General features: G+C 48.7%; 12 protein-coding genes. 9 read left to right on the top strand and 3 right to left on the bottom strand.

All coding sequences use genetic code 11. The features are described 5' to 3' along the window. The first annotated feature begins 17 nt into the window (after positions 1-17). The gene (locus tag TX85_RS22090) at positions 18-2,276 is read left to right on the top strand and encodes an ATP-binding protein (RefSeq protein ID WP_158297366.1); all 2,259 of its coding nucleotides are present in this window, start codon (positions 18-20) and stop codon (positions 2,274-2,276) included. Next, on the top strand, positions 2,273-2,902 hold the full coding sequence (locus tag TX85_RS22085; protein WP_044482020.1) for a response regulator transcription factor: 630 nt from the start codon (positions 2,273-2,275) through the stop codon (positions 2,900-2,902). The genes TX85_RS22090 and TX85_RS22085 overlap by 4 nt, the downstream gene beginning before the upstream one ends. A 204-nt stretch (positions 2,903-3,106) precedes the next feature. Here the strand turns inward: TX85_RS22085 and TX85_RS25540 are convergent, their stop codons facing one another. Further along, positions 3,107-3,535: a helix-turn-helix domain-containing protein gene (locus TX85_RS25540; RefSeq protein ID WP_049895161.1), complete on the bottom strand. Its 429-nt coding sequence runs from the start codon at positions 3,533-3,535 to the stop codon at positions 3,107-3,109. A gap of 354 nt (positions 3,536-3,889) precedes the next feature. Here TX85_RS25540 and TX85_RS22075 point away from each other — a divergent pair, with 354 nt between their 5' ends. The 7 genes from TX85_RS22075 to TX85_RS22045 all read left to right on the top strand — a co-directional run bounded on the left by TX85_RS22075 (position 3,890) and on the right by TX85_RS22045 (position 13,051). Beyond that, positions 3,890-4,105: a helix-turn-helix domain-containing protein gene (locus TX85_RS22075; RefSeq protein WP_044482019.1), complete on the top strand. Its 216-nt coding sequence runs from the start codon at positions 3,890-3,892 to the stop codon at positions 4,103-4,105. Between the two features lie 224 nt (positions 4,106-4,329). Next, the gene (locus TX85_RS22070; RefSeq protein ID WP_316244903.1) at positions 4,330-6,321 is read left to right on the top strand and encodes a methyl-accepting chemotaxis protein; all 1,992 of its coding nucleotides are present in this window, start codon (positions 4,330-4,332) and stop codon (positions 6,319-6,321) included. Between the two features lie 305 nt (positions 6,322-6,626). Further along, positions 6,627-8,024: a PTS transporter subunit EIIC gene (locus TX85_RS22065; protein ID WP_044482018.1), complete on the top strand. Its 1,398-nt coding sequence runs from the start codon at positions 6,627-6,629 to the stop codon at positions 8,022-8,024. A gap of 125 nt (positions 8,025-8,149) precedes the next feature. After that, the gene (locus TX85_RS22060) at positions 8,150-9,184 is read left to right on the top strand and encodes a LacI family DNA-binding transcriptional regulator (RefSeq protein WP_044482017.1); all 1,035 of its coding nucleotides are present in this window, start codon (positions 8,150-8,152) and stop codon (positions 9,182-9,184) included. A 13-nt stretch (positions 9,185-9,197) separates the two neighbouring features. Continuing rightward, entirely contained in the window at positions 9,198-10,649 is a 1,452-nt protein-coding gene (locus TX85_RS22055) for a 6-phospho-beta-glucosidase (RefSeq protein ID WP_044482016.1), read from the top strand. 5 nt (positions 10,650-10,654) lie between these two features. Then, a complete protein-coding gene (locus TX85_RS22050) occupies positions 10,655-12,535 on the top strand; it encodes an oxidoreductase (RefSeq protein ID WP_044482015.1) in 1,881 nt (626 codons plus the stop codon). Between the two features lie 24 nt (positions 12,536-12,559). Next, positions 12,560-13,051: a PTS sugar transporter subunit IIA gene (locus TX85_RS22045; protein WP_044482014.1), complete on the top strand. Its 492-nt coding sequence runs from the start codon at positions 12,560-12,562 to the stop codon at positions 13,049-13,051. 195 nt (positions 13,052-13,246) lie between these two features. Here TX85_RS22045 and TX85_RS22040 read toward each other — a convergent pair whose 3' ends face one another. Then, entirely contained in the window at positions 13,247-14,185 is a 939-nt protein-coding gene (locus TX85_RS22040; protein ID WP_049895160.1) for an NADP-dependent oxidoreductase, read from the bottom strand. Positions 14,186-14,230: 45 nt separating this feature from the next. Then, positions 14,231-14,383, bottom strand: coding sequence for a hypothetical protein (locus TX85_RS26895; protein WP_158297365.1), 153 nt, complete (start codon positions 14,381-14,383; stop codon positions 14,231-14,233). Positions 14,384-14,403 lie beyond the last annotated feature (20 nt).

Genomic DNA, 14,403 nt, shown 5'->3' with positions numbered 1-14,403 from the left:
ATATCTATGTTTGCCTGGTGGTTTTTATTGCTGCTTCCTTATATATTCAAATCGAGTCGTTTACAACTCCGTATTCGGGAATCCTGGTCGAAACGAACAGTTCTTTGGAATGGATCATCGCCAAAGTCCAGAACGATTCTATCGCCGCTAACTGGGATATCGCACCCGGAGACCGCATCATATCGGTTGACGGACAGCCAACCCCCAAGATTTTCACAGCAGCCAATGAGAACATGCTGGTTGGGGCCACCAGGCTTGAGGTGCTCAGCAACACGGGATCCCCCCGCTTGTTCATTGTGGCACCGACCTTGAAGGATAAGCTGGAAAACGGGTTGGCGTTTCTTATGGAGCTGTTTCTCATCGGTGTTGGCGGATACGCCTTACGCAAGAAACCGGAGTCCCGATTAATTCGCAGGTTTTTTTTGCTGAACGTGCTGATAGCGTCTACTATTATCACCTTATTTTCAGATGAGGTGGTTGTATCCTCCTATTTATTCTCTTACTGCGCGATTTGGCTGCCCTATGTAATGCTGTCCTTTTATCTGCTATTTGCCTTCAGGAGCATTTATTCCAAGTTCCGCCTCTTGCTGACGGGTTATTTGGCTTATGCCTTCGCCTGCTCCGCGTTCACGGCGTTCTTCCTGCTCCGGCGGGAAGTATACGAATGGGTGTCCCATTTGCTGAATATCATTTTTCTCTTCACACTACTGCTGATGGCTGGAATTACAGCTTTCTATTCGAAAAGGCTCGACCGGATTGAACAAAATCAGTTGCTCCTGCTGTTTGTTGGTATATTCACCAGCCTGATGCCTTATGCCCTGCTGTATGCCCTGCCAGAACTGCTTTGGGGCAGTGCTTTGATCCCCGCCGAGTATGCGCTGATCGGACTGGTTCCGATTTCCGGAACCCTGGCCTATCTACTTGTCCAGCGGCAGATCGTGGACATGAAATTTTATATTACTCGACTGTCCGTACACAGTCTTTATTACTCCTCTGTGCTGGTGTTGTTCATGCTTGCGGCGGTGTGGGGATCGCTGCTGTATGCGACTGAACTTTTTATCCTTTTCGGACTGTTAACCTACGGTTATCGCCGCATCCTCCATCGTATGCAGCAACGGGAGAACCGCAAGAAGGAATGGCTTGAGCACCAGCAGCTCCGCATGTCGCTGCAGCTCGCCGAGAAGAGAAATATCCGCGACATTCTAAAATTATCTGCCGACCTGCTCCATGATTTAATTGAGGTGCAAGGCCTCACCCTGGTCTATTTTGATGATGACAATCTGCCCCTTGTGTACAGCACGGGCATTTACCTGGATACTTGGGCGCCCGGAGCTGCAACTCTACCGGACAACCAGGATTGGAATGACAGAAAGGAGTACGCCCAGGTCATAGAATTGTCACACAGGCCGGAAGAACCACAACTGGGTTACCTGTGCCTTGGACCAAAAACAAACCAAACCCTGCTCTCCGCCGAGGAGAACCGCCTTGTAGAGAAGTTCCGCAGCGAAGCCATTCAAATGCTGCTGAACGCCAGACAAACGTTCCGTTTAAGGCAGAAGTATGAGCAGTTGAACAAGGAGCAGGCTGCCTACCATGAACGCCGGTTCCGTGATTTACAGACATACAGCCATTTGGCGCTGGAAGCAAGAGAAGCTGAGAAGATCAGAATCTCCTATTTCCTGCATGACGACTTACTGCAAAACCTGATTTTCCTGTCCCGCGATCTGGAGGAACTGCATGACACCGGCAAATATGAACGTGAGCGCAATGCCACATGGCTAAAATGCCTATACGATACACAGCGCAGCATACGTTCACTGAGCGATCAGCTCTATCCGCATATTCTGGACAAGGGCGATCTGCAAGAAGCGCTGCACTGGTTGCTCCGCGACATGAACCGGCTAAATGAAATCGCCGTGACGCTGCAATACGAAGCACCCGGACCGGAGGCGTTCCCATCCTTTGTCAAAGCCAATCTGTTCCGCGCTGTGCGCGAGCTGATTGTTAACGTATTCAAGCATGCAGAGGCAACGGAAATGCATGTACGAGTCTGGCAGGCCAAGGACAACCTATATTGCAGTGTCAGCGATAACGGCAAAGGCTTTGCCGAAGCGGCTTCCCGTCCCCAGGCTGCCCGCGGCCCAAGCTTCGGTCTGATGTCGGTCTGTGATCAGATGGAGCATTTAGGCGGCAGCGCCGATATTGACTCCGTACCCGGACGGGGAACCACTATTACGCTAAAATTACCTCTTTTTAAGGAGACAACTGCCCCATGACTGATAACATTCGCGTTTATTTACTGGATGATCATCCGCTCGTACTCGAAGGCCTCCAACACCGCCTCGATGCCGAACCCGGCATTGAAGTGTTGCATACGTTCACCGATCCCCGCGAGTTCATCGCCCAGACTGAACAGCTCTGCCCCGACGTCGCCGTTATGGACATCTCGCTGCCGCACATGGACGGGTTCGAGCTGGCCCGGAAGCTGAAGGAGCGGTACGGGAATACCTTGAAAATCATTTTATTGTCCGGCTACACTTACGAAGAGTTCTATATCAAGGCTTATAAAGCAGGAGTCCATGCCTATCTGTCCAAGCAAGCTTCCTACACCCAGATTATTAATGCGATTAAGCAAAGCATGCTGGGCCACATTCTGATTCCGGAGAATATCGGCACCAGACACAGCTCGCAGGATGCGCTAACCTCTGCCGAGCGGAAAGTGCTCCAACTGCTGGCGAAGGAGAAGACGAACAAAGAAATTGCCCATGAATTGGCGCTCAGCCAACGAACCGTTGAATATCATCTGGCTTCGGTGAACCAGAAGCTGGGGGTGACCACCCGCATCGGGGCCATCGTGAAGGGATTTGAACTGGGGCTGTTGACTTTTTTAAAAGAGGACTAGCTGCTAGGTGAAAACGGATTTTAAGTATGCATGAAGAATGGTTTGCTCATTGGAGGCATGCCTATTGCGGCACTGGCGGGCCAAGTGCCGCACTAGGCAGGAATCATAAAGAAAACATGGACCGGGCCAGCTGTGATGGGGATGCTCCGAATATGCCCTTGGTTCAGGATCTGTTATAAGATTAATTAGTTAATCATAAAGCCATCAAAAATCAATATGCCCCGGTCTTGGAGTGAATTCTTTACTTTGATTTCCGTTATGAGAGCTCGATGATATTCTACCGGTACTTCCCTCAGTCATTCCTTCTAACATTTCATCGACATGCCCTTCAATCCTTCCTTTTTGCCTTTCCGTGAGTAGAAGAAACTTATTAAACAGTTTCAAATCTTCTGTTGAGGCGCCTGCCGGCATCCCCTTGGCTGCCTTCGGCAGGTATTCCTCGCCCCTCAGAATCCAGTCAGTAGAAACCGAAAAGAAATCAGATAGCAGAACCAAATACCTTCCTCCTGGAATACTGCCTTTTTCCCATTTGTTCACGCTCCCTCTCGATGCCCCCAGCAAATCCTCCAACTCGTTCATTGAAAGCTTTCTGGCCTCTCTTAAGCAACGAATTCTCTCACCGATCCCGTCCATACCCAGACCTCCAAGAAGATAGTTAGTTAAAAAGGGACATTTTATTATATTTTACAGATTAAAATCGGTATATTCAGTTGACGTTACTGATTTTAATCTGTAAAATAAACAAAGATCATCTTATTAATCATTTATGCATTATAACAGACATCACAGTTCGCTTACAGCGTAACTGCTTTTAGTGTTGCCCATCTTTGAGTGTCTTGAAGAGCCTGATCGATTATGCCGATGGCGAATTTTGATGCATTTTGCTGACAGAAGTCATTTTTCCTCGGAAAGGAGACGCCTATACAGGCGTGTTCAGTGAGTGCGTGCCTGAGTACGGGAACGTTATGGAAGAGGGTGTACATAACTTTGAAAAAAAGAAAACTTACTCCGCTTGGAGTAATCATCAGAAAAAGATTGCTGGATCAAGGGAAAACACAAGTGCAGTTGGCAGAAGAGGTCGGTACGACTAAAGTGTATTTAAATTATATTCTGCATGGAGAGAGGACAGGGAGCAAGTATCTTCCCCGTATCTTTGCAGCGCTGGATCTAGATCCTGAACAGATTGAACAGCACACGGCCTAAAATGAAAATTGAAAAATACTTACAATCGAGTTACAGAATATTTTCGATAAGATGTAAAGAAATCGTCGTAATTTGTCGAAGAAATAGTTAGAATATGCCTTGCGCATTTTTGATTTCGGTGTGCGTACATCGACTGGACTTAAAAGAACATCTTTCATCAAGAATATAGTGACTGTATTTTCACCGGCAAATTATTAACCCCTTGAGGGAGAGGAGAATGAATTTTGTTAGAAAGTTTAAAGCGTGTGTTGGAAGTTCGTACACTGCGGAATCGGATGCTCCTGATTTTTGCAGTTATGCTGATAGTTCCTTGCGTACTTATCACTTATTTCAGCTTTACCAGCGCAAGCGGACAGCTTCACGCAAAGATGGAGGAGAGTACCAAGTCTAATGTGGAATTGGTGAATGGATTGGTGACTAATATGGTGGAGGCGGAGATACGCAATGTAGAGGAGTTGGCAGACCAGATTGAATCTGCGCAAATTGATACCCGTTCACCAGAAGTGCAAAAATTGATTGCTTTGCACATCGAGAAGCATCCAGAATTGGAAACATTGACGTTAGGAAATAATAACGGAGCGTGGATGAAGGCTCCTAGCTCGGATGAGACCGATTACGATCCGCGAGAGCGGGATTGGTACAAGACAGCGATGGAAAGCCCAGAGGAGACAGTCATCATTGATCCGTTCGTTTCGGCTTCGACCGGGAATTTTAATTTGTATATCAGCCGTGCGCTGAAAGATGGCTCGGGAGCACTCACCGTTTCTCTGGATTTGGCGAAGCTGAATGAATCCGTAAAAGGCATCAAGCTGGGTCAGCAGGGCTATATTTATATCATTGACCGGAATAGCAAGTTTGTATCCCATCCGAGCCGTGCTGTTGGTGAGGAGGCAATGGGCGACTCGCTTATTCGAGTTCAGAACGAAGAATCGGGCTTCCAAGAGTATGTGAATCCAACGAATGGCGATCAGCAGAGCAGCTATTTTACTACTAACGTGCTGACGGGCTTTAAAGTCATCGGCGTCCTGAACGTCCAAGAATTTAGTGATGCCTCCATGCCGATTTTATGGACGGCCCTGATCGTTCTGGGCGTCGCTTTGGGAATCGCTGGAGTCCTTCTATTCTTCGTGATTCGCAGCATTACGCGTCCGATAGAGCAATTGAACCGTTCGGCTCAACGTGTGAGTGAAGGCTATTTGAATGTTGAGGATGTAGCGGTAAATCGAAAAGATGAGATCGGCCAGTTGGCCGCGAACTATAACGGTATGCTGTTTTCATTGCGTACGATGGTTAAGGAAATGTCCGAAACAGCCGGCCAGTTAGCTGCGTCAAGCGAAGAACTGACCGCCGGAACGGCGCAAAACTCCAAAGCGGTCGAATACGTCGTAGAGCTCGTTCAGGAGGCGGCCGACAACGCAGAGAGCCAAGCGGCCGTTTCGGCCGAGAGCGCTCGAACGATGGAAGATATGTCGAAGGGGATACGTAGAATCGCCGAGGCTTCGGGCACAATTGTCGAGTCGTCGTCACAGACGGTGGCGGATGTACAGCAAGGCAGCGAGAAAGTGACCGAGGTTAGTGCACAGATGGAAGAAATTCGCCGTTCGACGCAAACCTCGGCTGAACTGATGCGACAGATGAACGAACTAAGTAATGAGGTAGCCAGCATGAGCAGCGCCATCTCTGATATTGCCGTGCAAACTAATCTGTTATCACTTAATGCGGCGATTGAAGCGGCCCGAGCCGGAGAAGAGGGGCGTGGCTTTGCGGTTGTTGCCGGCGAGGTTCGGAAGCTGGCAGAGCAATCGCGGTCAACGGCAGAAATGATTCAGCAGCGCATCGGTCAAATGACCGAACTGACAGGCCGGGCCTACGAAGTGATGGACCAGGAAGTGAACGTGAACGTAGAGCGGGGAATCTCCGTCACCGATGCCGCACAAATCGCTTTCCGGGATATCGAGCGTTCTACACAGCAAATTTCCGAGCAAATCCATGAGGTGTCCGCAATTACCGAACAAATGTCGGCTAGCGCGGATGAAATCGCCAGCTCGGTTGAGCATATCGCTACTACTTCGTCCAAGAGCCTGGAAAGCTTCCAGGGGGTTACCGCGGCGACGGAGGAGCAACTCGCATCCATGGAGGAAATCTCTTCAGCTTCTGAGGGATTGTCGCGTATGGCGACGGATGTCCACACTCAAATCGACCGGTTTAAATTGTAAGTCAAAAGCGTTGTCTGCTCCTAAGCAGGCAACGCTTTTTTAACTCTGAATAGTCTATCCGCTTCTTGCAGACGAAGCAAAGAAATATTCTCGTTGATAAGATGATCAGCACGCTCATTATTTTTTGAAAACGGTTTATTGACAAGTCGAATTTTGTCACTTATACTAGGCACATACCTGCAGGGATTTATTTTTTTGAGCATTACTGAAACGTTTCAGTTTGTTCGAAATATTTTTTTGAACTTCTACTGTAACGTTTCAGTAAGGGGATTTTAGTACATGATAAAGTTACTGGGGTGACGCAAATGAGTAACAAAGAGACGGCAACAAGCATCATTAAATTCGTGGGAGGGAGCCAAAATATTTCTAGCCTGGTTCATTGCGCGACAAGACTGCGCTTTGAACTGCATGATAGCTCCAAGGCGGACCGCGAGGCACTTAAAGCTCTGCCTAAGGTGCTTGGAGTGATGGATGCGCAAGGGCAAACGATGGTCATCATCGGCCCTGCAGTCAATGAGATGCACGCTGAAATCATGCAGCAATTGGAGAGTAGCACAGTGGTGGAAGGAGCCGCGGCGGCGAGCTCGGCAAGCCCTGCTTCTGATGCCAAGGGTAACAAGAAGTCCTGGTTTGATAAGCTGCTTGCAACGATTTCTGCGATCTTTACGCCGTATATTCCTATTTTGGCGACATCGGGGATTATTAAAGGGCTTATTGATATTTTGGCGCAATCGGGTATTCTTCCGGCTACCAGCAACACCTATTTGATATTGGCTGGCACAGGGAATGCTTTGATCTATTTCTTCCCGATTTTGCTTGCCTTCACAGCGTCTCAGAAGTTTGGGGCCAACCCCTACATTGGCGCAGCCATTGGTGCGGCACTGATGGAGCCGAACATCACGGGCATCACAACGACGGGGAACGTAATCGATTTCCTGGGCATTCAGTTTACGGCGATGAACTTTTCCAGTACGGTTATTCCGATTATTTTAGCTATCTGGGCCTACTCCCATCTGGATAAGCTGCTGAGAAGATTTCTGCCCAAGATGCTGCAATTCATCTTTGTGCCGCTCTTGTCCATGCTGATTATGGTTCCCTTGACCTTGATGGTATTTGGCCCTGTCGGCGGATTGCTGGCGAATCTGGTAGCTGATGGGTACGAGTTCTTCCTGAACTCCAACGTTATTATTTTTAACGCCATATTTGGCGCTCTGTTCATTTACGTCATCATGCTGGGGATTCACTGGGTTGTGCTGCCTCTACAACTGTCTTATCTGGCTGAACACGGCATGGAATACAGCCTGGCTTCGGGCGGATTGGGGAACTACGCGTTGCTTGGAGTATGCCTCGCTGTCATGGTGATCTCCAAGAGCAAGGAAGAGAAAACGATTGCCAGCTCCTCCGCCTTCGTCAACTTCTTGTCGGGTGTGACTGAACCGGGGTTGTACGGGGTTGTCATGAAGAACAAGAAATATTTCATCTCGCTCACACTGGGCGGTTTAGTTGGCGGTATCGTCTGCGGTGTGACCAAGTCCTATATTACGAACTTTGCGTTCACAGGACTGTTCGGCCTGCCTGCCTTCCTGTCTTCGCCAACGGCAACGACTTATTTCATCGCGGTGGGTGCAACCTTGGCCGTCTCATTCTTTGCTACGATTCTATTAAGCAAGCAGAACATTCAATTCAAGAAGCAGAAGTCATAGGCTCCCATTTGCTCACCGCGCTTTTAGCCAAGCAGAAGCCATAGAGCAACCGAAACTGCAAATCCCTTGAGCGTACTCTGTAATATAAAGAAAAACGGAACAATAGGCGTGAGGTGTGAGACAACATGGCAACGATTAAGGATATTGCAAAATTGCTCGATATTTCAGTTTCGGCGGTCTCCATGGCTTTGAACGACAGTCCGGAAATTGGCGAGAAGACCAAGATCAAAGTAAGAGAAGCTGCCAAGGAGCTTAACTATATCAAGAACGGCTCGGCGATTGATTTGCAGCGGCAGAAGACCAATATCGTGCTGCTGATTACGGATAACCCGACCCGTTCCTATTTTACCGACTCATTGCAGGTCATCCAGCAGGAATTGATTGCGAAGCATATCGACTTGGTCATTATTACAGCCAATGACAAGCATAAAGGAACGGCTGAGCGGTTTATTTCCGAGAATCGGGCGGACGCGGTAATCTGTATGTCCAAATTTATCTCTGAGGAATTTATTAATCTTTATGCTAATAAGAATATGCCGGTGTTTGTGCTGGGCCGGGCAGCCAAGCTGATTACAAATGAACATGTGATCAACGTCCCCCTCGATTATAAGCGTGTCGGGGAGGATATCACCGAGTATCTCATTGCCAAGGGACATCGCAAGATTGCTTTCGTGAGGGGAAGCAGGACATCCATTGGCTCGAATTATCGGTATAAAGGGTACTTGAGAACGTTGAAGAAATATCAATTGGAGCTGGGTAAGGAGCTTGTATTTGAAGCGCGCGGCAGCGATTATGACCACGGCTACGGTATTACGGAGAGCATGGTGGAACACATTGCATCCGGGCGGGTTGACGGAATATTTTACGCTACGGATGATCTGGCTGTAGGAGGCTTGCAGAAGCTGCTGGAGAGAGGGATCTCTGTGCCTGATGATGTATCCATCGTAGGCTACAACAACTATCCGATCTCCAGAATGGTCACCCCGCCGATTACGACGGTGGACCTGCATCAGCAGCAAATTATGCGTAGAGTGGCCAAATCCTTAATCGCTATGATGGAGGGGAATAAAGCCAAGGCCGACCTGGTCCAGAAGCTGCAGCAGAGCGCTATTTTCCATTCGGAAATTATAGAAAGAAGCTCGGTGAAAAGTAGAGAGTAAGGAGAGGAACCGTATGTCAACTGAGAAGTTGCCTGATGATTTCTTATGGGGAGGGGCCATATCGGCTAACCAATCCGAAGGAGCATGGAATGTAGGAGGCAAAGGGATTAGCACCGCAGATGTCGCTACTGCCGGTAAGCACGGGCAGAAGAGAGTATATACGGACGGCATCCTGCAAGACGTGTATTACCCAAATCACGAAGCTATTGATTTTTATCATCGTTATCCGGAGGATATTGCCTTGTTTGCCGAAATGGGCTTCAAATGCTTCCGGACCAGCATTCATTGGACGAGAATCTTCCCGCAAGGGGATGAGATGGAGCCGAACGAGGAAGGACTGGCCTTCTATGACCGCTTGTTTGATGAATGCTTGAAATATGGTATTGAGCCGGTCGTTACGATTTCTCATTATGAAACCCCGCTTTATTTGGTCGAGAAATACGGCTCCTGGACAGACCGCAACATGATCGATTTTTATGTTCGCTTGTGCGAGGTGCTGTTCCGGAGATATCGTACGAAGGTGAAATACTGGATGACCTTTAACGAGATTAATGTAATTACCTTAAATCCCGTCATTGCTGCGGGGATTCGCATCGAGCAGGCGGAGCACCCCGAGCAGTTGATGTATCAAGCGGCACATTATCAGATGGTTGCCAGCGCAAGGGCTGTCCAGTTGGGCCGCGAGATTAATCCTGACTTCAAGATCGGCATGATGATGCTGTATCCGTTATCCTATGCGGAGACTTGCTCCCCGGAAGACAACCTGGAAAACATGCATAACATGGACCTCCATTATTATTTTTCCGATATCCAAGTCCGGGGGTACTACTCCCCGAAAGCAATTAAATTTCTGGAACGGCGTCAGATCTCGCTGGATATTACACCACAGGACAAACAAGACTTATTGCAAGGGACCGTTGATTATATAGGCATCAGCTATTATATGTCCCTGGTTACCAGTGCCAACCCCGAGCGGAAAATTCGGGTCAAGGGCAACATGCTGGACGGCATTGCCAATCCGTATCTGGAGAAGAGTGCTTGGGATTGGCAGATCGATGGCTTGGGGCTGCGAATCGCTTTGAATTATTTGTATGATCGTTATCAGTTGCCGATTTTTGTTGTTGAGAACGGCCTGGGGGCAGTCGATGAGAAGCGCGAAGGCGAAATGGTCCAAGATGATTATCGAATCGATTATTTGAGCAAGCATATTGCTCACATGATAGACGCGGTTGTGTTGGATGGAGTAGATGTCATGGGCTACACCGTCTGGGGTTGTATCGATTTGGTCAGCGCCTCGACCGGAGAAATGAAGAAGCGCTACGGCCTGATTTACGTGGATCGTGACGATCAAGGCAAGGGCACGCTGAACCGGGAGCGGAAGAAATCATTTTACTGGTACAAAAAAGTGATTGCATCAAACGGCGCGATGTTGGATGAACCTCAAGAAGAGCAGACAGAGGAGTGATAAGGATGAAATTTCCAAATCTATTCAAGCCGATTCGCATAAAAAATACAGTATTCAATAACCGGATTATCGCCACGCCTGCAGGGCCTTATCATGATAAAGCTATTGGCGGAGCCGGGGTCATTATTACGGGCAGTGTTAACGTCAGCCGTAAGAGAGCAAGCTATTCCCGGCCGGACGAACCCTATGCCTTCGATAAATATCAAATTGAAGCCACGAGAAATCGCGTAATTGTCGCCCATCAGGCGGGAGCAAAGGCCTCGCTGGAACTGATTCATTCGGGTCAATATGCCCGTGTAGACGATTATGCCATTGGTCCTGTTGATCTTGTTCGGGCAGACGGCACCATCGTCAAAGCGATGGACGAGCAAATGATGGACGAGGTCGCGAACGACTGGGCTGAGACTGCCAAGCGGGCCAAGGAGACTGGATTTGATCTGGTTATGCTGCATTTTGCCCATGGCTGGCTCCCTGCCGAATTCCTGTCACCGCTGTTTAATAAGCGGACGGACGAATACGGAGGTTCCTTTGAGAACCGGATTAAATTCCCGAAAATGATTATTGATCGGGTGCGCGAAGCGGTGGGTCATGATTTTATCGTGGACATGAGAATCAGCGCCTCCGAAATCGTGGACGGCTCCATTGAGTTCGAAGACGTGCTGGAGTTTATCAAAATTGTTGAAGACAAGCTGGATATGGTGCATATTTCGGCGGGGCTGGATATCAACTATGAGGGCAATGTGCATATGGCTCCAACGATCTTTAAGGAGCATATGCCTAACGTTGAGTGGGCTGCCGAGGTCAAGCGCAACGTTAAGATCCCCGTATCTGTGGTGGGCGCGATCATGAGTCCGGCGGAAGCCGAATCGATTATTGCGGAAGGCAAGGCGGACTTTGTTGCCCTGGGGCGCCCATTGATTGCCGACCCCTTCTGGCCGCAGAAGGCTAAGGAAGGCCGTGATGAAGATATCGTCCCTTGCCTGCGCTGCCAATACTGCTACCATATTTCCACGGAGCGCAAAAATGTCGGCTGCTCGGTCAACCCGCGTTATACCCGCTATGATATGGTTCCTTTGGAGTTGCCTAAGGCGAAGCAAAGGAAAAAGGTGGTTATCGTCGGGGGCGGCCCGGCGGGGATGAAAGCGGCTTTGGTTGCGGATGAGCGGGGCCATGAAGTGATTTTGCTGGAGAAGCACGAATCACTCGGCGGGGCCTTGCGTTACTCGGCATATGAAGAGCTGAAGATTGATTTGTACAATTATATGAACTATTTAATTACCCAGATCGGCAAATCAGGAGTTACGGTGAAGCTGGGCGTAGAAGCAACGCCGGAGCAGATTAAGCAGTTGTCCCCGGATGCCATTATTGTGGCTACGGGTGCGGTTCCGTTTACACCTCCGATCAAAGGCGTGGAGCAAAGCCATGTGATGGGGGCGTTGGACGTCTACACCCGTATGGATGAAGTCGGGAATGAGGTCGTGCTGGTTGGCGGCGGATCCACAGGCTGCGAGTTAGGCATCGAGCTGGCGCGGCACGGGAAGCAGGTTACCATCATGGAAGCGGGAGATCTGCTGGCCAAGAACGGGAACATCCTCTATCGTGTTGGTTTACGGCAGGCGATGGACAAGCAAGAAACGCTGCACACCAAGTTAAATGTGAAAATTGTAGAGATTAGCGCAGATGGGGTTATTTATGAGGAAGCTGGCGAGCGGAAGCAAATTTCGGCGGATACCGTGATTCTCTCCACGGGGATGAGAACCACTCCAGCGCTCATCGATTCGTTCTATGGCATCGTTCCGGACACCTTTGTCATCGGCGACGCTAACAAACCAAGAAATGTGATGGATGCCACTCGAGAAGGTTACTTCATCGCTAAAAATCTGTAGAAATCAGTGTAGGGGGAAGCAGCTGTGTTTGGTTGGAAGAAGAAACAAGCCGTTCCGGTAGTGGTCGAAATTCCGTCTCCAGTACCCGGAACGTTGGTAGCCTTGGAGCAAGTGCCTGATGAAGCTTTTGCCGCTAAAATGATGGGGGAAGGCATCGCCATTCAGCCCGCGGAGGGCAAAGTCATCGCTCCGTTTGATGGCAAGGTTGTTCACTTAATGGAGAAAAGCAAGCATGCGATTATGCTGGAGCACGCTTCTGGCGTGCAAATCCTGATCCATGTCGGAATGAATACCGTATCTCTGAAGGGTGAGGGGTTTACGGCACATGTCAAAACGGGGGATGTTATAACCCGGGGACAACTGCTGCTGGAGTTCGACATCGCCCTGATTGAGCAAGCGGGTTATCCTGTGATTACGCCTGTAATTGTACCGAATGGTCAGGAGTGTGTGAAGCAGGTGGAGGTAGCTGCAAGTCAGAGCGATCCTGCCCAAGCTGTTATAACCATTCAATGCTGAAAAGTCTGAATTTGAATATTTACTGAATGTGATAAACATAAACGGCTGCTTCCCGAAGTTACTTCGGTGAGCAGCCGTTTTGTTCGAGTTCAAGGAGAAACCGACGTAGCTCCCCCCTTCGTTAGCTTGGCCAAGGACAGTAGGGGAGCAAGAAAACAATACTTAGTGCAGAGTTCACTACGTATTGCTCTGTTGTTAGATGGAGTTTACGTTAAGCAAAATTCTTCCCCGTCCATGCCTTGCTTCGCTTTTCTCCAGCGCTTTATCCGCTTGGTTTAGCGGGAATATGGAATCAATCTTTGCTGTAATCCTACCTTCGGCAATTAAATTTGTTAAATTCTGCAAGTCTTCTCGGGTAGGGAATTTGGTATTGAATTTGGCTGTAACGCCATACTGTTCAGCGTTTTCTTGGGATGGATCCTGAGTTAAAGAGACGAGGATTCCGCCTTTTTTTATTACGGCCCAAGATCTGGTTTCTGTCTCGCCTCCAACGGAATCGACGACAAGATCTACGTCCTTTGCGACATCTTCGAATTTTGTCGTGGTATAATCAACGACCCGACCGGCACCCAATGACTTAACGAAGTCCAAGTTAGAGGTAGAAGCTGTGGCGATCACGGTTGCTCCCTTCCATTTTGCCAACTGTACTGCAAACTGTCCGACACCGCCTGCTGCCGCATGAAGGAGAAGGGGTTGCCCAGACTGGAGTTCACCGTCAGCGAACAATGCCTTCCAGGCGGTTTCCGCTCCTGCTTTAATCGTTGCAGCATCCTCAAAAGTGAGATTTTCAGGCATCGCCATTAATTCTTGTTCCTTCGCAATTCCATATTCCGCATAAGCTCCGCTTATACTACCAAAAATTCGGCCACCGGGCTTGAACTCCGTTACACTTTGTCCCACCTCTTCGACAACTCCTGAAGCATAAAAACCAGGGATGTAGGGCAATGTTACAGGAAAAACAGTTTGAAGCCAGCCATTACGAATTTTATAGTCAAGCGGAATAACCGTAGCATATACGATGCGTACTAGCACTTCATCCGTTTTGGGTTGAGGACGCTCAACCGTTTTGACCTTCAATACGTTCGGACCACCATATTCATTGACCACAATAGCTTGCATTGACTTTTTAGACATATTTTTCTCTCCTCCTGAAAACCTTGTTGTATTGTTTGCTTACACTTAGCTTTTTAGTGTAGTGGCTATTTTTTTTGCTAAGGCTACAAACTGTGCTTTTTCTTTATCATTTAAACCTTTTGTTGAAATCTCTTCCACCTTGCGCCAAGCCTGATTGACTCTGGATTCAATTTCACGCCCTGTTTGGGTGAGTGACACGACATCAACCCATTTTTCCA

Source organism: Paenibacillus antibioticophila (assembly GCF_000455265.1).
Taxonomy (GTDB): Bacteria; Bacillota; Bacilli; order Paenibacillales; family Paenibacillaceae; genus Fontibacillus; species Fontibacillus antibioticophila.
The sequence above is the reverse complement of the archived record's forward strand: the minus strand, read 5'-3'. Positions and strand labels throughout refer to the sequence as shown.